15 protein-coding genes and 1 pseudogene are annotated in these 17,377 nt (G+C 67.7%); 4 read left to right on the forward strand and 12 right to left on the reverse strand.

What is annotated here, in order from left to right; genetic code table 11:
• Positions 1 to 25: 25 nt before the first annotated feature.
• Positions 26 to 913: a LysR family transcriptional regulator gene (locus ACZK13_RS14935; RefSeq protein ID WP_032128249.1), complete on the forward strand. Its 888-nt coding sequence runs from the start codon at positions 26 to 28 to the stop codon at positions 911 to 913.
• Positions 914 to 961: 48 nt separating this feature from the next.
• On the opposite strand, the gene ACZK13_RS14940 is transcribed toward ACZK13_RS14935, so the two are convergent.
• From ACZK13_RS14940 to prmB, 10 genes and pseudogenes are all read right to left on the reverse strand, one after another.
• The gene (locus ACZK13_RS14940) at positions 962 to 2,818 is read right to left on the reverse strand and encodes a C40 family peptidase (RefSeq protein WP_197617185.1); all 1,857 of its coding nucleotides are present in this window, start codon (positions 2,816 to 2,818) and stop codon (positions 962 to 964) included.
• Positions 2,819 to 2,866: 48 nt separating this feature from the next.
• Positions 2,867 to 3,556, reverse strand: a complete 690-nt coding sequence (locus ACZK13_RS14945) for a hypothetical protein (protein WP_180836626.1) — start codon at positions 3,554 to 3,556, stop codon at positions 2,867 to 2,869.
• Between the two features lie 253 nt (positions 3,557 to 3,809).
• A complete protein-coding gene (locus ACZK13_RS14950; protein ID WP_019660598.1) occupies positions 3,810 to 4,466 on the reverse strand; it encodes a phosphoribosylanthranilate isomerase in 657 nt (218 codons plus the stop codon).
• Positions 4,463 to 5,234, reverse strand: a pseudogene (truA, locus tag ACZK13_RS14955) (tRNA pseudouridine(38-40) synthase TruA). The gene ACZK13_RS14950 and the pseudogene truA overlap by 4 nt, the downstream one beginning before the upstream one ends.
• 32 nt (positions 5,235 to 5,266) lie before the next feature.
• On the reverse strand, positions 5,267 to 5,629 hold the full coding sequence (locus tag ACZK13_RS14960; protein ID WP_032128247.1) for a VOC family protein: 363 nt from the start codon (positions 5,627 to 5,629) through the stop codon (positions 5,267 to 5,269).
• A gap of 26 nt (positions 5,630 to 5,655) precedes the next feature.
• Complete coding sequence (locus ACZK13_RS14965) at positions 5,656 to 7,710, reverse strand: FimV/HubP family polar landmark protein (RefSeq protein ID WP_197617183.1); 2,055 nt, start codon at positions 7,708 to 7,710, stop codon at positions 5,656 to 5,658.
• Between the two features lie 148 nt (positions 7,711 to 7,858).
• The gene (locus ACZK13_RS14970) at positions 7,859 to 8,887 is read right to left on the reverse strand and encodes an aspartate-semialdehyde dehydrogenase (protein WP_012511725.1); all 1,029 of its coding nucleotides are present in this window, start codon (positions 8,885 to 8,887) and stop codon (positions 7,859 to 7,861) included.
• Between the two features lie 93 nt (positions 8,888 to 8,980).
• Entirely contained in the window at positions 8,981 to 10,018 is a 1,038-nt protein-coding gene (locus ACZK13_RS14975) for a 2-hydroxyacid dehydrogenase (RefSeq protein ID WP_125895652.1), read from the reverse strand.
• On the reverse strand, positions 10,011 to 11,114 hold the full coding sequence (aroC, locus tag ACZK13_RS14980) for a chorismate synthase (RefSeq protein WP_010483045.1): 1,104 nt from the start codon (positions 11,112 to 11,114) through the stop codon (positions 10,011 to 10,013). Before aroC ends, ACZK13_RS14975 begins: the two co-directional genes overlap by 8 nt.
• Positions 11,111 to 12,040, reverse strand: a complete 930-nt coding sequence (gene prmB, locus ACZK13_RS14985) for a 50S ribosomal protein L3 N(5)-glutamine methyltransferase (protein ID WP_032128243.1) — start codon at positions 12,038 to 12,040, stop codon at positions 11,111 to 11,113. The genes aroC and prmB overlap by 4 nt, the downstream gene beginning before the upstream one ends.
• A gap of 122 nt (positions 12,041 to 12,162) precedes the next feature.
• Between prmB and ACZK13_RS14990 the strand changes: the two genes are divergently transcribed.
• Both ACZK13_RS14990 and asd read left to right on the forward strand, forming a co-directional pair.
• Entirely contained in the window at positions 12,163 to 12,813 is a 651-nt protein-coding gene (locus ACZK13_RS14990; protein WP_006381470.1) for an SCO family protein, read from the forward strand.
• Positions 12,810 to 13,652: an archaetidylserine decarboxylase gene (asd, locus tag ACZK13_RS14995; RefSeq protein WP_197615841.1), complete on the forward strand. Its 843-nt coding sequence runs from the start codon at positions 12,810 to 12,812 to the stop codon at positions 13,650 to 13,652. Before ACZK13_RS14990 ends, asd begins: the two co-directional genes overlap by 4 nt.
• 112 nt (positions 13,653 to 13,764) lie before the next feature.
• Here the strand turns inward: asd and ACZK13_RS15000 are convergent, their stop codons facing one another.
• Both ACZK13_RS15000 and ACZK13_RS15005 read right to left on the reverse strand, forming a co-directional pair.
• Positions 13,765 to 14,112, reverse strand: a complete 348-nt coding sequence (locus ACZK13_RS15000; RefSeq protein ID WP_032128242.1) for a ribonuclease E inhibitor RraB — start codon at positions 14,110 to 14,112, stop codon at positions 13,765 to 13,767.
• A 24-nt stretch (positions 14,113 to 14,136) separates the two neighbouring features.
• Positions 14,137 to 15,741, reverse strand: a complete 1,605-nt coding sequence (locus ACZK13_RS15005) for a transglycosylase SLT domain-containing protein (RefSeq protein ID WP_071228772.1) — start codon at positions 15,739 to 15,741, stop codon at positions 14,137 to 14,139.
• 122 nt (positions 15,742 to 15,863) lie between these two features.
• Between ACZK13_RS15005 and ACZK13_RS15010 the strand changes: the two genes are divergently transcribed.
• Entirely contained in the window at positions 15,864 to 17,369 is a 1,506-nt protein-coding gene (locus tag ACZK13_RS15010) for a helicase HerA-like domain-containing protein (RefSeq protein ID WP_478481871.1), read from the forward strand.
• Positions 17,370 to 17,377 lie beyond the last annotated feature (8 nt).

Below are 17,377 nucleotides of genomic sequence, written 5' to 3' on the forward strand. Positions count from 1 at the left end.
GGCGCATATCGTCAGGAAATCTCACATGAGTCGTTCCCTGCTGCCTCCCCTCAATGCGCTGCGTGCGTTCGAGGCCACCGCCCGTCTGGGCGGGGTTGGGCGCGCCGCGCAGGACCTGCATGTCACCCACGGCGCGGTCAGCCGGCAACTGAAGCTGCTGGAGGATCATCTCGGCCTGGCGCTGTTCCAGCGTGCCGGCCGCGGGCTGCGTCTGACCGCTGCGGGCACGCGACTGCAGGCCGCGTGCAGCGAGGCGTTCAGCGGCATCGAAGATTGCGTGCGCGAGCTGCGCCGGCCGACGGCGGCCCCAGCACTGGTGCTGGGCTGCAGCGGCAGCGTACTGGCGCGCTGGATGATCCCGCGCCTGCCCGTGCTGCAGGCCGCCCTGCCCGGCGTGCGCCTGCAGTGGTCGGCGCTGGATGGCAGTTTCACCGAAGCACAGGCGGCGCTGGATGCCGTACTACTGCTGGCGCAGGGGCCGTGGCCACGGGGCTGGCAGGTGCGTGAGCTGGCGCCGGAACGGGTCGGCGTGGTGGTGGCACCCTCGCATCCGGCCGCGCAGCGCCTGCGGCAGGTACCGCCCTCGGCGCTGCTGCAGGAAACGCTGCTGCACACCAGCTCACGGCCGCAGGCGTGGCCGGCGTGGGCGCAGGCGCACGATCTGGACACCGCGAAGCTGCAGCTGGGCACCGCTTTCGAACATCTGTACTACCTGCTGGAAGCAGCCGTGGCCGGGCTGGGCCCGGCGATCGCACCGGAGCCACTGGTGGCCGAAGATCTGGCAGCAGGCCGGCTGGTCGCACCGTGGGGGTTTACCGCCACCGGCGGCTTCTGGGTGCTGGCGCGGCCGGATGGCCCGGCCGATGCACGGGTGGACGCCCTGGCCGACTGGGCAGCAGCGCAACTGCAATGAGACGAGGCCCCGGGCGGCGTTCACCGCCCGGAGCCGGCAACACAGGCCTCAGCGACCGCCCATCGCGACCCGCTGCTGCTCCTCATGCACCTGCTGCTGGTGCGAAGGATCTGCCAGCAGCTTGGCACTGGTCTGCTCCAGCGACGGCGGCGCCTGGGCCAGGTCGACCGCGGTGCGGAAGCCCGGCGTCGTGCCCATCACGAACGCCTTGCCATCCTGCACCGTGATGCTCTGCAGCTTGTCGGCCGCGTCGATTCCGTTCTGCTTTGCATGCAGGGTGATATTGGCGGCAGCCTCTTCGGAAAACACGCTGGGAAGCTTGCTGCGGACGGCGTTGTGCAGTGCGTGGTCCGGATGCGATGCATCGTTCAGCGACGGCCCCTTCGGTACAGCCGCTGCAGGTTCATGGCCCTGCACACGGCCCGCCGCCAGCGCGGCAGCGGTCTGGCGACCGACAATTCCATCGGCCACCAGCCCCTGCTGTTTCTGCAGCGCGACCACCGCTTCGCGGGTGTGATCACCAAAACGACCATCCTCTGACAACCGATGGCCCTGCGCATCACGCACACCGAGCTGGTTGAGAGTCTGCTGCAACGCCTGCACGTCGGCGCCACGCTGCCCCTGCTTCATCACCTCGCTGGCCGCCGTGTGTGATGCAGCCGGCTGCACGGTGGCGGTTGGCCGGGACAGCGCAGGTTCGCCATTGCCGTGCAGCGGCGCGCGCACCTGGAATTCCGGCTTCGGTGTCAGCGCACCAACGATGCGGGTGCTTCCGCCATCCCAGTACCCGCCCGGCCGGATGGTGACTTCGGCCGGCCCGGTGCTTCCCTGTGAACCGATGAACTGGATGTTTCCCTGCGCGTCGTAGCCTTTGAAAATGCCGACATGCTGGCCCTGCGACGAGGAGAACATCAGGATGTCGCCCTGCTTCAGCGTTCCGTTCGGTTTGCGTGCTTCGGCAGCCGAGGTCACATCGAAATGCTCGCGTGCGTAAGCCGTGGTGTTCGCACCATTGAACAGCGTCGACGTAGTGAACCCCGCAGCGTTCTCGCCACGCACGTCGTAACCCGCGTTCTTCAGGCCGCGCCATACGAACGCCGAGCAATCCACGCCGAAGCGTCCGTCACCATCGAGGTCACGCTCCAGCCGGCTGCTGTCGCGACCCGGGCGCGGATGGTCCGGGCGCCCGTATTCGTACTGGCGGCCTGAGGCCATGAAATGCTGATAGGCCTCGTTGTAGAGCGCGGCACTGCCGACTGCAGCCGCGGCCTGGCCCGCAGCAGGCGCCGCCGCTGAAGGCGTCTGTACCTGCGGTTGGGTCTGGGCCTGCACGGGCGCGGCCGCCGGAGTGCGCGTGGGTGGCTGCTGCGTGGCAACCTCACCCGGCTGCCAGCCCTCGAAACGGCGGATGCCGTCGGCCAGCACTTCACGCTCGCGCACGCTCATCTGGCCGACGGTCTTCGAGCGCAGGTCGACACCCTGGCGATCGCCTTCGGCATAGATGGTGGCCGCCTGCTCCTTGTGGTGGGTGGTGCCGCTGTAATCCTTGGTGGAGTAGCTCGGCAGCATTTCCTCCACGGTCTTGTCGCCGAACCGGCGTTCGAGCAGCTGGATCTTCGCCACCCGGCCGGCTTCATAGCTTTCGAAAACCGCGTTGCCCCATTGGTCAAGATCGACCACGCCCTTGTAGCGCCCCTGCGCCGATTCCAGCGCCTGCTCGCGGGTACGCGGATTGGTTACCGTCTTGTCCGCGCTGCCGGCGAATTCAAACTTGAGGTTGCCAGGATTGTTGTTGCGCCACGAGACGCTGCCGCCTGATCGTTCGACGACACTGCCATCGTCCATTTCCAGCGTGCGCGTGGTACCTACGCTGCTGACCAGCCGGGTGATTTTTGGATCCGACATGAGCTGTTCCTTTGCCAGTGGTTGATTGGACCGCTCCCCTGGCGGTGATTACATTCCGTTGGAAAACACGTCGAGCACGTCCGCACTGACCCAGCCCTGTGCGCAGTTCCCGGCGTAACGTCCCGGCGCCGTCGCATGGCAGGCCTCGCCCCCCGTGGTCGCCAGGCCAGTGATCGGCCTGTCGCCATAGGTGTCACACAACGTGTTGCCCTTGCACTTGCCGACCGTCGCAGCGGGAACCGCAACGACGTAATAGAACAGCGGATTCTGTCCGGTACGCCCGATGCCCTGCACGCAGACCAGCTGCCCCTTCGACAGCTTCGCGGTCACGCTGGCCTTGCTGCCGGTGGATGGCACCGCACTCAACGTCTCCACGCCCTTGGCATCGGCTACGCCCGCGAAGAAACCCTGGTCGCCACAGTCCGGCGACAGTTCGACATCGTAGAAATCACCGCTGTCCACATCGCCGGCCGTGCAGCCGCTACCCGTACTGGCGTTGCTGCATTTCACGCCACTGGCCTGGATCAGCGCCGCCAGGCCGTCGGCAGCCGGTGCTGCCGCCGGAACCGTGGCCGGTGCTGTGGCAGGTGCATCTGCCGGTGCGGCAGCGGCCGGTGCCGATGCGGTCGGGGCGGATGAGTCACCAGCCGCACACGCGCCCAAGGCAAGCAGCAGACCGGGCACGAGCGTCAGGCGGGCCAGGCGGATACGGGGGAAAGAGAGATGGGGCATATCCATTGCGTCCTCGTTCGAAAGGTAAGGCGTATCTCAGGGGCGCGGCCAGCGACACGCACACGGCATCGCACCCAGCCAAGACAGGCTGGGCGCATTGTGTCCGATCAGATGTTCGGGGGGTGTCGACTTTTTGGCGCTGGAACCTGAATTACCCGAAAGCGTGATACTCATCGCATTCAGGATTCGCCCGCCTTCACGGCACGGCGGAATGCACCGTCAACGATGACATTCCGGGTGACCCCTCAGGTGACGCGGATCACTCCAGAACGGTGCAATCCGCGCGACGCACTTCTTCGACGAAGGTGCGCATTTTGTAGCCGTCCTTGATGCCCGGCTCCAGCTCGATGCCGCTGGAGACGTCCACGCCCCACGGCAGCGTCGCCAGCACAGCATCGTAGACGTTCTCAGGGTTCAGGCCACCGGCCAGCAGGAACGGCCGGTGCAACCCGGTCGGAACGCGGCCCCAGTCGAACGCCACGCCAGTGCCGCCACCGCCACCCGGGGCGTGGCTGTCGAACAGGAAGCCGGCAGCGCTGGGGTAGCGCAGCTGCAGGGTGCGGGCGTTGACCTCTTCACGGCCGCCCATGGCGATCGCCTTCAGGTACGGCATGTTGAAGCTGCGGCAGAAGCTTTCGTCTTCCTCACCATGGAACTGCAGCAGGGTCGGACGTACCGTACGCAGCACCTCGCGCACTTCCTCCTTGCTGTTGTTGCGGAACAGCGCCACCACGTCGACCATCGGCGCGATCGCCTGGCGCATCGCGCGGGCCTCGGCCGGTGCAACCCGGCGGCTGCTCTCGCGGGCAAAGATGAAACCCACTGCGTCCACGCCCAGCTCACCGGCCAGGCGGACGTCGCCGGCACGGGTCATTCCACAGAACTTGATGCGCGTACGGTAGTAGGAACGGCTCATAGCGTGACCTCGGCGGGCAGATGCCAGTTGTCGGGGTACAGGGGCCCAAGGAACACCAGGCCCTGCGGCGGTGCGGTGGGACCAGCTACGGTGCGGTCGCGCCCGGCCAGCAGTTCGGCGATCCATTCCACCGGTTTTTCGCCGCTGCCCACCAGGATCAACGATCCGACGATATTGCGGACCATGTGATGAAGAAATGCATTGCCACGTACTGCGACTTCGATCACTTCGCCATGACGGCTGACCTGCAGCGACTGCAGTTCACGCCGCGCATGCAGCGCCTGGCACTGCACCGAACGGAACGCGCTGAAGTCATTCTCACCAAGCAATGCCTGGCCGGCGGCATGCATCAGGGTCTCGTCCAGCGCACGGCGCTCCCAGCTCAGGGTCTGCCGGTCCAGCGCCGGCCGTACCTCGCGGTTGAGCAGCCGATAGCGATAGCGGCGGCGCGCGCGCGGAGAAACGGGCGTGGAAATCATCGGCCACCGGCACGCACCAGCGCACCGCGATCGAGCGCGGCAGGCGGGTGGTGGTGCCGAGCATCCAGGCGCGCGGATCGCGCACCACGTCGGTATCGAAATGCACGACCTGGCACTGGCCATGCACGCCGGCATCGGTGCGGCCGGCGCAGATCACCTGCAGCGGCGCATCAGCCACCGATGACAGGGCCTGCTCGAGGCTGGCCTGCACGCTGGGACCACCCTCGCCCAGGTTCTGCCAGCCCCTGAAATCGCTGCCGTCGTACTCGACGCCAAGCGCATAACGCATGTGCTACCTCGATGTTGCGGATGGGGCGGCGCTCAGGCCGGATCGCGTTCGGACCAGACCGCCAGTTCGTTGCCACCGGGCTCGACGAACTGGAAGCGGCTGCCACCGGGGAAGGAAAACACCGCGCGCACGATCTCGCCGCCGGCGTCGCGCACGGCGGCCTCGACCGGTGCCAGTGCGTCGGCATACAGCACCAGCAGCGGTGCACCGCTGTCGCTGGCCCGCTGCGGCTGGCCACGGAAGAAGCCGCCCTGCAGGCGGCCATCGTCGAACGCCGTGTAGTCGCTGCCGTAGTCGACGAACGACCAGCCGAACACCTTCTCGAAGAAGGCACGGCTGGCAGCCGGGTCGCTGGACGCGAATTCAACGTAGTCGATGCGGCGTTCGCGGCTCATGGCAAGGTCCTTGTCGGCAGATTCGGTCACGGCAGGCGGGCCAGCAGTTCGCGGGCCTGGGCCTGGCTGTGCAGGTCACCGCCTTCGGCGACTTCCAGCAACAGGGTGCGCGCCGTCTGCGCGTCGCCCAGATCGAGGTAGGCAATGGCCAGTTCCAGGCGCTCCTGGCCGGCACGTGGCGACCAGCCGGCGTCGCCGGCAGGCGCGGCCGCGCTCGACGCGATGTCGTCGGAATGAGAGGCCTCGATGCTGCCATGGTCGATGCCGTCGATGGCTTCGGGATGAGCGGCATCCGCCGGCGCCTCGTTGTCATGCGCGTCGGCCGGCAGATCGAACACGCCGCGGAACTGCGGCTGCTGTTCGGCATGCAGTGCGTAGTCCGGCACCGCCACGTCGGCCGGCGCCTGCGGTACAACACGTTCGTCCTGCAGCGGCGCGGCGACGACAACCTCGTCGGCGGTGGTTGCGGAATCGTCCCAGCGCGGCAGATCGGTCACCGCTTCGGGCAAGGCCACCGCGTCCTCGTCGCGCAGCGTGTCGGCCTGCCAGTCGGCCCGTACCGCGTGCTCGGCGACGGGTTCGGCGACCACTACGTCGTGCACTTCGGTTTCGGTCGCCCAGTCGGGCATCGCCGGTTCCTGGCGGCCGTTGCCGGCAACAGCCGATGACCACGAGGACTGCTCGGCCAGCGTATCCAGCGCCGCACCCGCCGGCACCGCTGCGGCCAGGCCGGCGGCATCGTCTTCCTCACGCAGCGGCGGCAGCGGCGACGGCTTGCGACGACGCAGCAGCCAGGCGGCGCCCGCCGCCAGCAGCAGCACCGGCAGCCCCAGCCAGTACCACGGCGTTGCCGCATCGCGGGCATCCGGTGCCTGCGTCAGGCGCTGCTGCGCGGCGGCCAGGTCGTTGTCCTTCATCGCGATCAGCGACTGCTGCTGTTCCTTGAGCTTTTCAAGGTCGGCCACGCGCTGCTTCAGCTCGCCGATCTCGGCATCGCGGGTGGCGATGTCCTCACGCGCCTGGCGCAGTTGTTCGTTGCCCAGCATGTCACCCTCGCTGCCGGCAGCGGTGCCGGTGGTTGTGCCCGCGTGCGCGGCGTCGGACGCCAGCGCCGGAGCGATCTCAAGTCGTGCCCCATTGGCCGCAGCCGGGGAAGAAGCGTTCGTGGCTGCCGCCCTGGCAACCGGTGCGGCCATGCCCACCGGTTGCGGCACGGTACGTGCCTGCCGCCATTGCGCGGCATGCTCGCGCACGAGCGTCGCCGCTTCGGCAGCGTCGACCGCAGCAAGCGCATCACTGCCGGGCATGCGCAGCACCGCACCCTGCTTGAGCAGGTTGACGTTGCCGCGGATGAAGGCTTCGGGATTGGCACGCAGCAGGGCGATCATCGCGCGGTCGCGACTGACCTGGTTGCCACGTGCCACCGCACTGGCGATCTGCGACAGGGTCTGCCCGCGCTGCACGGTGATGCTGCCATCGGCCGCCGGTGCAGCAACTGGCGCGGAGGCCGCACGCGGGCGTGCCGGTGCTGGCGCCACCGCTGGTGGCGGCGTCGTGGGCGTCTCTGCTGCTGGCACCGAAGCCGGTGCAGGTTCGCGCACGATGGTATTGGAGAGCGTACCGGCCGGCGCGACGATTTCCGGCTCGGCCACGGCCAACGCACTGGGTGGCGCATCGACCAGTGCCGAGTACTCACGCACCAGGCGGCCCTGGCCCCAGTCGGCTTCGATCAGGAAGCTGAGCGACGGCGTCTCCACCGGCGCCTGCGAGGTGACGCGCACCACCGCCCTGCCCTGCGTGTCGCGGGTCAGTTCGAACTGCAGTTCACTGACCAGTCCGGTTGGCCGCTGCAGGCCGACACGTTCGAAGGTGACCGGTGAGGCCAGCGCCACGCGCAGGTTTTCCAGTTCGGACGGGTCCGCCGAGACCACCGGGATTTCGGCCAGCAGGGGCTGGCCCGGCTTGGACAGGACCCGGATGTCGCCCAACCCCAGGGCAAGCGCCGAACTGCTGGCCAGGGCGAGCAGTGCGGCGGACAGATAGGTGAGCGGGCGCTTTGCGCCCTTGGCCCGTTTATTCATGGGCAACACTATAAAGCGTGCGGACCGGGGTCCGCACCCACCGATGGGAGACCTTCGGTAGTGCCGGCCGCTGGCCGGCATACACGCACGCCCCCATCACGGCAATGCCGGCCAGCGGCCGGCACTACCGATGAGGCAACCGCTGTGATCAGCGCTGCTCGGCGGCGACCAGCTCGGCCAGCTGCACGGCATTCAACGCCGCGCCCTTGCGCACGTTGTCCGACACGATCCACAGGTTCAGGCCACGCGGGTGCGACAGGTCCTCGCGGATGCGGCCGACGTACACCGCGTCGGTACCCGACGCATGCGTGACCGGGGTCGGGTAGCCGCCAGCCTCGTGGCGATCCACCACTTCGATGCCCGGCGACTGCTCCAGCAGCGCGCGTGCTTCGGCCACGGTGACCTTATCACGGGTCTCGATCGCGACCGACTCGGAGTGGCCGTAGAACACCGGCACACGCACTGCAGTCGGGTTCACCAGGATGCTGTCGTCGCCGAGGATCTTGCGGGTTTCCCAGATCAGCTTCATCTCTTCCTTGGTGAAGCCGTTGTCCTGGAAGTCGTCGATGTGCGGGATCAGGTTGAAGGCGATCTGCACCGGGAAGCGCTGCGGATCGATTTCCTGGAAACTCAGCAGCTGGCCGGTCTGCTTGCCCAGCTCCTCGGTTGCCGAACGGCCACCGCCGGACACCGACTGGTAGGTGGAGACGTTGATGCGCTCGATGCCGTACTTGCGGTGCAGCGGTGCCAACGCCACCAGCATCTGCATGGTCGAGCAGTTCGGGTTGGCGATGATGCCGCGCGGACGGTTGGCGACCTGCTCCGGGTTGACCTCGGACACCACCAGCGGCACGTCATCGTCGTAACGGAAGGCCGAGGAGTTGTCGATCACCACCGCACCGGCGGCGGCGAACTTCGGTGCATATTCCTTGGACACGCTGCCGCCGGCCGAGAACAGCGCGATCTCGACGCCGCTCGGATCGAAGGTGGCCAGGTCCTGGACCTTGACCTTCTGGCCGTTGAACTCGATCTCGCCGCCGGCCGAACGCTCGGAGGCGAGGACGCTCAGGGTACCGACCGGGAAATCACGTTCGGCCAGGATCGACAACATGGTCTCGCCGACCGCACCGGTGGCACCGACGACGGCGACGTGGAAACTGCGCTGTGCATTGCTCATGGGGGAAACTCTCACGAAAACGGGGATGGGGAAAAAAACACGCACGACAGCTGGGTTCGGGGAACCTCCTCAAGCGGGGCGCGCGGAGGTTCCCTATCGTTTCCCGGTTTTTTTGCCCAGAGTCACGCGCGCGGCCATCGCCGCGTCAGCGTTGATCGCGCTCGGCATGCGCGATGGGCCGCCGTCCAGGCCGAGCCCGGCAACCAGATTATCCACGGCCAGCTGTACCATCGCCGTGCGCGTGGCCAGCGAGGCGCTGCCGATGTGCGGAGTGAGCACGACGTTGCGCAGCGCCAGCAGTTCGGGGCGTACCTTTGGCTCGCCTTCGTACACATCCAGACCCGCTGCAGCAAGGCGGCCGTTGGCCAGCGCATCGGCCAGCGCGATCTCATCGACCAGGCCACCGCGGGCGATGTTCACCAGCGTCGCCGACGGCTTCATCTTCGCCAGCGCGGCGGCATCGATCAGGTGGTGCGAGGCCGGGGTATACGGCAGCACCAGCAGCAGGTGATCGGACTGCGCCAGCAGCGTGTCCAGGTCAACGTAACGGGCCGCCACCTCCGCTTCGGTCGCGGCCGGAAGCTGCGAACGGTTGTGGTAAAGCACCTTCATGCCGAAACCATGCGCGCCGCGACGGGCGATGCCCTGGCCGATGCGGCCCATGCCGAGGATACCCAGCGTGCTGCCGTGGATGTCGGCACCGAGCATGGTCTGGAACGACCACTGCTGCCACTGGCCTTCGCGCAGCCAGCGCTCGGATTCAGTGATGCGGCGCGCGGTGGCCATCAACAGAGCGAAACCGAGATCGGCGGTGGTTTCAGTCAGGACGTCCGGGGTATTGCTGGCGAGGATGCCGGCCGCGCTGAGCGCGTCGACGTCCAGGTTGTTGTAGCCCACCCCGACATTGGCGATCACCTGCAGCTGCGCGGCGCCGGACACCTGGGCCGCACCGATGCGCTCGTTGAGGGTGATGATGGCGCCGTCGGCGCTGGCCAGCTGTTCGGCGATCTGGTCGGGCGACCACGCGGTGACGGTGTCGGTGCTGCGCAGCTGCACTCGATCGCGCAGCGGCGCGATGGCCGCGTCGATCAGCGGCTGGCTCACCCACACGGTCGGCCGCGTGTCAGCCATCGATCTGCCCGGGAATACGCGGGGTGATCGTGCCAACATCGCCGCACTGCGCGCGATGACGCAGCGCCTGGTCCATCAGCACCATCGCCACCATCGCCTCGGCGATCGGGGTGGCGCGGATACCGACGCAGGGATCGTGGCGACCGGTGGTGACGACCTCCACCACGTTGCCGGCCGTGTCCAGCGACGGGCCGGGCAGGCGCAGGCTGGAAGTCGGCTTGAGCACGATCGAGGCGACCACCGGCTGGCCGGTGGAAATGCCACCGAGGATGCCGCCGGCATGGTTGCTGGCGAAGCCCTGCGGGGTCAGCAGGTCGCGGTGTTCGGTGCCCTTCTGTGCGGCGCTGGCGAAACCGTCGCCGATCTCAACGCCCTTCACCGCGTTGATGCTCATCAGCGCGGCAGCCAGTTCGCCATCGAGCTTGCCGTAGATCGGCTCGCCCCAGCCTGGCGGCACGTTGTCGGCCACCACGTCCACGCGCGCACCGACCGAATCACCGGACTTGCGCAGCGCATCCATGTACGCCTCCAGCTCGGGCACCTGTGCGGCGTGCGGCCAGAAGAAGGGATTGTCTTCCACCGCCGACCAGTCGAAACCGGCCGGGGTGATGTCGCCCAGCTGCGACAGGTAGCCGCGCACGGTCACGCCGAAGCGCTCGGCCAGCCATTTCTTGGCGACTACGCCGGCGGCCACGCGCATGGTGGTCTCGCGCGCGGAAGAACGGCCGCCACCGCGCGGGTCGCGGATGCCGTACTTGTGCCAGTAGCTGTAGTCGGCATGGCCCGGGCGGAACTGCTGGCCGATGTTGGCGTAGTCCTTGCTGCGCTGGTCGGTGTTGCGGATCAGCAGGGCGATCGGCGTGCCGGTGGTCAGGCCCTCGTACACGCCGGACAGGATCTCGACCTCGTCCGCCTCGCGGCGCGCTGAGGTGTGGCGGCTCTTGCCGGTAGCGCGACGCTGCAGGTCGTGGGCGAATTCGGCCGCGTCCAGCGCCAGCCCCGGAGGGCAGCCATCGATCACGCAGCCGATGGCCGGCCCGTGCGACTCGCCGAACGTGGTGACGGTGAACAGCTTGCCGAACGAATTGGAACTCACGGGCGCTGCGCCGCCAGTTCGGTGATGCGCGCGCTGTGGGCGATCAGCTCGCGGCATTCGACCGCGAAGATGCCCATCTGGCCAACCTTGAATTCGATCCAGGCGAAGTCGACTTCCGGCAGCAGCTTGATCAGGTGCTGCTCGGACTCGCCCACTTCACAGATCAGCAGGCCGTCCTCGCTCAGGTGCAGCGGGGCATCGCGCAGGATCTTCAGCACCAGGTCCAGGCCGTCGTCACCGGCACGCAGGCCCATCTCCGGCTCGTAGGAGTATTCCTGCGGCAGGGCATCGGTCTCGTCGTTGGTGACGTACGGGGGGTTGGTGACGATCAGGTCGTAGTGGCGACCGGTCAGGCCGTTGAACAGGTCCGACTTGAGCAGGGTCACGTTGTGCGCCTGCAGGCGTTCCTTGTTTTCCTCGGCCAGCGACAGCGCGTCGTCGCTCAGGTCGACACCGTCCACTTCCCAGTTCGGGTAATAGTGGCCCATGGCGATGGCGATGCAGCCCGAACCGGTGCACAGGTCCAGCGCACGGCTGACATCGCGGCCGGCCAACCACGGCTCGAAGCCGCACTCGATCAGTTCAGCGATCGGCGAGCGCGGCACCAGGGCGCGCTTGTCGCTCTTGAAGCTCAGACCGGCGAACCAGGCCTCACCGGTCAGGTAGGCGGCCGGGATGCGTTCGTCGATGCGACGCTGGAACAGTTCCAGCACACGCACCTTCTCTTCCTGCAGCAGACGCGCCTGGCCGTAGGCCGGGCCCAGATCGTGCGGCAGGTGCAGGCTGTGCAGCACCAGCTGGGTGGCCTCATCCAGCGCGTTGTCGTAGCTGTGCCCGAAGGTCAGCCCGGCTTCGTTGAAACGGCTGGTGCCGTAGCGGATCAGATCGATGATCGTGTGGAGTTCGGCGGCCGTTTCAGCGGTCATGGCGGTACTGCGGGCAAAGTGGCCCTCGATTATAGGGGCTGGCGCCCGCGGCGGCATCCGTTGCGGCAGAAACGATCGAGCCGCAGCCGGTATGATGGAGCCCACTTCGCGCGGGGGCTCCCATGTTCAATCGCAACGCCGGCATCATCCTGCTGATCGCCCTGGCGGCGGGTCTCGGCCTGCTGGCCGCCCAGCAGGTGTTCGCGCCGAAGCCGCCGGCCAATGCCCCGGCCACCGAAGCGATCACGCTGTACCCGCAGCCGCGCGAACTGCCCGACTTCAATCTGGCCCAGTCCGACGGCACCCGCCTGATCCCGGGCGAACTGAAGGGTCACTGGACCCTGGTGTTCTTGGGCTTCACCTTCTGCCCGGACGTCTGCCCGACCACCCTGGCCGAGCTGGCCGGCGCGCAGAACCAGTGGGAGGCCCTGCCCGACAGCCTGCGCCCGCGCGTGCTGTTCATCTCGGTCGACCCGGACCGTGACAGCGCCACCCGCCTCGGCGAGTACGTGCACGGCTTCCACAAGGACACTCTGGCCGCCACCGCCGATGTGCCCTCGCTGGAGCGCTTCGCCACCTCGCTGGGCTTCGTGTTCCAGAAGGTGCCGGGCAAGCACTTCGACGAGAACCCCGAGGATTACACCGTCGAGCACTCGGCCAGCCTGGCCGTGCTCGACCCGCAGGGCCGCCTTGCCGGCCTGGTGCGGCCCCCGTTCAACGCGCCGGCCATTGCCCGCGACCTGCAGAAGCTGACCGAGAAAACCGCCCCATGAGCCTCACCACCGCCCTGACGTACGCCCTGCCCCACCGCCTGCTGTCCTCGATGGCGCGTTCGCTGGCGTACTCGGACGATCCGCGCGTGTCGCGCTGGCTGATCGACACGGTCACCCGCAAGTTCAACGTCAATCTGGACGAAGCGGCCAACCCGGACCCGCGCAGCTATGCCACCTTCAACCAGTTCTTCACCCGTGCGCTGAAGCCGGGCGCGCGCGTGGCCGATGCCGATCCGCGCAGCCTGGTGATGCCGGCCGATGGCCGCATCAGCCAGCTCGGCAGGATCGAAGCCGGCCGCATCTTCCAGGCCAAGGGCCAGTCGTTCACCGCCGCCGAACTGCTGGGCAGTGACGAGGATGCCAAGCCGTACAACGACGGCCTGTACGCCACCGTGTACCTGTCGCCGCGCGACTACCATCGCGTGCACATGCCGTGGACCGGCACCCTGCGCGAAACCGTGCACGTGCCGGGCCGCCTGTTCAGCGTCGGCCCGGCCGCCGTCAACGGCGTGCCGCGCCTGTTCGCGCGCAACGAACGCCTGGTCTGCCATTTCGACACCAGCTTCGGCCCGATGGTCAGCGTGATGGTCGGTGCGCTGCTGGTGTCCGGCGTGGAAACCGTGTGGAGCGGCGAAGAAATTCCGGCCTACGGTGACCGCATCACCCGCAAGGACTACCGCGGCCGGGGCATCCAGCTGGAGCGTTTCGCCGAGATGGCGCGCTTCAACTACGGCTCGACCGTGATCGTGCTGCTGCCGCCGGGCGTAGCCGAGTTCGCCCCGCAGCTGGGCGCCGAAAGCCCGGTGCAGCTGGGCCAGGCGCTGGCGAAGCTGCGCTGACAAAAAGGGGACGGAGGGGATTAAGTCGTTTATGCATAAACGACTTAATCCCCTCCGTCCCCTTTTTCCACAACGGAATGCCGGCCAGCGGCCGGCACTACCGGTACGCGCGTTACTGCAGGGCCGGAGCCGGGCCGACGTCCATGCCGTCATAGTCTTCCACGCCCTTTTCCGCGGCCAGGGCAGCGAATTCCTGGTTGCGGCGGTCCAGCGAGGCTTCGTCGTGGATCTCCACACGCTCCACGTGCAGCACGTGGAACGGCGCGTCGCCCTCTTCCGGCTCCTGCTCGAACAGTTCCACGAAGGTATAGCCCTGCGCCTGCAGGTGCTCTGCCAGTGCCTGCAACGGCTCAGCAGTGGAGTGCACGAAGAAGTACCCCCACAGCAACGGGCCGTTGATGTCCCAGTCGGTGTTTTCGCGGAGGTTGGCGAACAGGTTGCGGGTGTCTTCGAGATCCATGTGGGTTCCAGAGGTCGTGGGGGATTACTTGTCGCAGCCCTGCAGCTTCAGCGTCTGGCCGTGGCGCAGGCTGTAGGCCGGGGCCTTCAGGCCGTTGGCGCGGGCCAGGGTCGGCACGTCGCACTGGAACTTCGCGGCAATGGCGCCCAGGGTCTCACCCCGGCCCACCTTGTGGCTGCGCACCGGCTTCGGCCGTGCCGCCGGGCGCGGCGTGGCTACCGGAGCGACCGGTGTGGTCGGCACGCTGGTGGAGGCCGCGGCGTCGGCCACCGGCACCACGCCGCCCACGGCCACGCTGCCGGTGTAGCTGGCCGCGGTCGGGCGCTTGATCGCCGCGTTCAGATCGGCGGTGATCAGGGTGCGGGCCAGGTCGGCACGCGGGCCACTGACGCAGTTGCGCTGGTACAAGCCGGCAATGCGGGTGGTGGCGTTGATCAGCGTGCCGGCCGGAATCCAGCCATCGGCCTCATAGCGCGGGTTGAGATTGCGCAGCGCGCGCATGTAGCCATCACGGGTGCCGTGGCTGCCCAGGCAGATGGTCAGTTCGTAGATGGTGGTGGACTTGGCCAGGCGCAGCGTGGCCGGCTGCGCACTGATCTTCGGCAGCTCCACACCGTACTGCTGCGGGTGCAGGAAGATCCAGGCCGCGGCGATCACCATCGGCACGTAGTCCTTGGTTTCACCGGGGAACTGGTTGTAGACGCTGTCGGTCCAGAAGCTCTGGCCACCGCTCTGCTTGAACACGCGCGCGGCGCGGCCTTCGCCACCGTTGTAGGCGGCCACCGACATTTCCACGTTGTTGTTCAGTTCGCGCAGGCGCTCGTTGAGATAACTGGCGCTGGCCTCGGCGGCACTGCGTGCGTCAAAGCGCGTGTCGAAGCCGGTGCCGTCCGGGCCCAGGCCGAAGCGGCGGCCGGTGGCCGGCATGAACTGCATCAGCCCGGCGGCGCCGGCACGCGAGGAGGCATGCACACGGCCGTTGGACTCCTTGGCCATGATGCCGAACAGCAGCGCCTCCGGCAGACCACGCTTTTCCCACTCCGGCCACATCACCGCGCGCAGGTTCTGGTAGTTCTCGTAGCTGGTCAGCAGCGCCGGGCGCATGTCGGTCAACCAGCGGCGGATGCCGGCCTGCACGGCGGGGTTGTACTCGACCATGGTGTCGAAGGCATGTCGCTTGTCGTTGAGCAGCGCTGCAGCGCGCGCGGCCTCCGGCACGTCGGCGGTAAGCGGGCCGATATGGTCGGGGTCGGCTTCCAGGCGGTCACCACCCTCATCGGCCACGTCATCGCTGGCAGCGGCATCAGCATCATGCTTGAGCAGGCGCTTGTAGCTGGCCAGCAGGGTGCCCATCTGGCAGCCCTTCTGCTTCACGCAGTCGTTGAGGACATCTTCCATGTCCTCCAGCGCGGCGTCCGCCTCGTTGCTGCCCTTGGGGTCGGCATTGGCGACCAGCAGCAGCGCATCGCTGTAGCGCTTCTCGGCGGCGGTCATGCGCTGCTGCAGCGCATCCACCTTCACCTTGTCCCGGGCCGAAACCCGCTGCGCATGGGCGTCGGGCGCCAGGGAAACCAGGCCGGCCAGGGCCAGCAGCGGCCAACCGCGGGAAATCAGGACAGGAACGGGCATTGATGGCACTGTGTGCGAAACAGGCAGGCAGAGTAGCGGCGCCGCCAAGGTCCGGGCAAGCCGACCTTCGGCCCGTCACCGCCGGCGGTTAACATTGGGCTATTCACCACAAGGGCTGGACCATGGATCCGATTCTGCTCGGCAAAGGCATCACCGACGATATTGCCGTCACCCTGCTGCCGAAACTCGGCAACCGCCACGGCCTGGTGGCCGGCGCCACCGGTACCGGCAAGACCGTGACCTTGATGACCCTGGCCGAGGGCTTCTCGCGGCTGGGCGTGCCGGTGTTCCTGGCCGATGTGAAGGGCGATGTGTCCGGCCTGGCCGTGCCCGGCACCGGTGCCGAGAACCTGCTCAAGCGCGCCGCCGAGATCGGCGTGGCCGACTACGCGCCGGCCGCCAGCCCGACCATTTTCTGGGACCTGTACGGCAAGCTCGGCCACCCGGTGCGCACCACGGTCAGCGAAATGGGCCCGACCCTGCTGTCGCGCATCCTCGAGTTGAACGACACCCAGGCCGGCGTGCTCGACATCGTGTTCAAGCTGGCCGACGACCGTGGCCTGCTGCTGCTGGACATGGACGATCTGCGCGCCCTGCTCGGCCTGGTTGCCGAGGAACGCAAGGACATCTCCACCGAGTACGGTCTGGTCAGCGCGCAGTCCATCGCTGCGATCCAGCGCTCGGTGTTGCGCCTGGCACAGGATGGCGGCGAGAACTTCTTCGGCGAACCGGCCTTGGAACTGGCCGACATCATGCGGGTCAATCACGACGGCCGCGGCGTGATCGGCATCCTCGCCGCCGACCAGCTGGTGCTCAAGCCCAAGTTGTATTCCACCTTCCTGCTGTGGCTGCTGTCGGAGCTGTTCGAGCAGCTGCCGGAGGTGGGCGACCTGGACAAGCCGAAGCTGGTCTTCATCTTCGACGAGGCCCACCTGCTGTTCGACGACGCACCGGCCTCGCTGGTGCAGCGCATCGAGCAGGTGGTGCGCCTGATCCGCTCCAAGGGCGTGGGCGTGTATTTCTGCTCGCAGTTCCCCGACGACGTACCGGGCAACATCCTCGGCCAGCTCGGCAACCGCGTGCAGCACGCACTGCGTGCGTTCACACCGCGCGACCAGAAGGCGGTGAAGACCGCTGCCGAGACCTTCGTGCCGAATCCGAAGCTGGACGTGGCCAAGGTGCTCAGTCAGCTCGGTACCGGCGAAGCACTGGTCTCCACGCTGCAGGACAAGGGCGTGCCGATGCCGGTGCAGCAGACGATGATTGCACCGCCGCGCTGCCGGATGGGGCCGATCACCGAGGCCGAGCGCGCCCAGGTGCGTGCCGGCAGCCCGGTCGGCAGCCGCTACGACACCGCGATCAACCGCGAATCGGCCGCCGAGCTGCTGGCCCAGCGCGCGCAGAAGACGGTCGAGCAGGCGCAGGCGCCGGCGGCCCGCAGCCGCGAGCAGGACGAGGCGCAGGAAGGCGGTTTCGGCCAGGCGATCAAGGATGCGATCTTCGGCACCAAGCGCCGCCAGGGCATGATCGAGACCATGGCCAAGCAGACCACGCGTACCGTTGGCACCAAGCTGGGCAACCAGATCGTGCGCGGCCTGCTGGGCGGCATCTTCGGCGGCAAACGCTGACCTGCCCT

It is taken from the genome of Stenotrophomonas sp. 99219_Sma, assembly GCF_056480785.1.

What these genes read in the sequence shown, in the direction of transcription:
- asd (WP_197615841.1), top strand. Translation starts at nt 12,810, where the DNA reads ATGAGCCTCACCACCGCCCTGACGTACGCCCTGCCCCACCGCCTGCTG.
- ACZK13_RS14950 (WP_019660598.1), bottom strand. Translation starts at nt 4,466, where the DNA reads ATGAGCCGTTCCTACTACCGTACGCGCATCAAGTTCTGTGGAATGACC.
- ACZK13_RS14945 (WP_180836626.1), bottom strand. Translation starts at nt 3,556, where the DNA reads ATGGATATGCCCCATCTCTCTTTCCCCCGTATCCGCCTGGCCCGCCTG.
- ACZK13_RS14975 (WP_125895652.1), bottom strand. Translation starts at nt 10,018, where the DNA reads ATGGCTGACACGCGGCCGACCGTGTGGGTGAGCCAGCCGCTGATCGAC.
- ACZK13_RS14965 (WP_197617183.1), bottom strand. Translation starts at nt 7,710, where the DNA reads ATGAATAAACGGGCCAAGGGCGCAAAGCGCCCGCTCACCTATCTGTCC.
- ACZK13_RS14935 (WP_032128249.1), top strand. Translation starts at nt 26, where the DNA reads ATGAGTCGTTCCCTGCTGCCTCCCCTCAATGCGCTGCGTGCGTTCGAG.
- prmB (WP_032128243.1), bottom strand. Translation starts at nt 12,040, where the DNA reads ATGACCGCTGAAACGGCCGCCGAACTCCACACGATCATCGATCTGATC.
- ACZK13_RS14960 (WP_032128247.1), bottom strand. Translation starts at nt 5,629, where the DNA reads ATGAGCCGCGAACGCCGCATCGACTACGTTGAATTCGCGTCCAGCGAC.
- ACZK13_RS14940 (WP_197617185.1), bottom strand. Translation starts at nt 2,818, where the DNA reads ATGTCGGATCCAAAAATCACCCGGCTGGTCAGCAGCGTAGGTACCACG.
- ACZK13_RS15005 (WP_071228772.1), bottom strand. Translation starts at nt 15,741, where the DNA reads ATGCCCGTTCCTGTCCTGATTTCCCGCGGTTGGCCGCTGCTGGCCCTG.
- ACZK13_RS15010 (WP_478481871.1), top strand. Translation starts at nt 15,864, where the DNA reads ATGGATCCGATTCTGCTCGGCAAAGGCATCACCGACGATATTGCCGTC.
- ACZK13_RS15000 (WP_032128242.1), bottom strand. Translation starts at nt 14,112, where the DNA reads ATGGATCTCGAAGACACCCGCAACCTGTTCGCCAACCTCCGCGAAAAC.
- ACZK13_RS14970 (WP_012511725.1), bottom strand. Translation starts at nt 8,887, where the DNA reads ATGAGCAATGCACAGCGCAGTTTCCACGTCGCCGTCGTCGGTGCCACC.
- ACZK13_RS14990 (WP_006381470.1), top strand. Translation starts at nt 12,163, where the DNA reads ATGTTCAATCGCAACGCCGGCATCATCCTGCTGATCGCCCTGGCGGCG.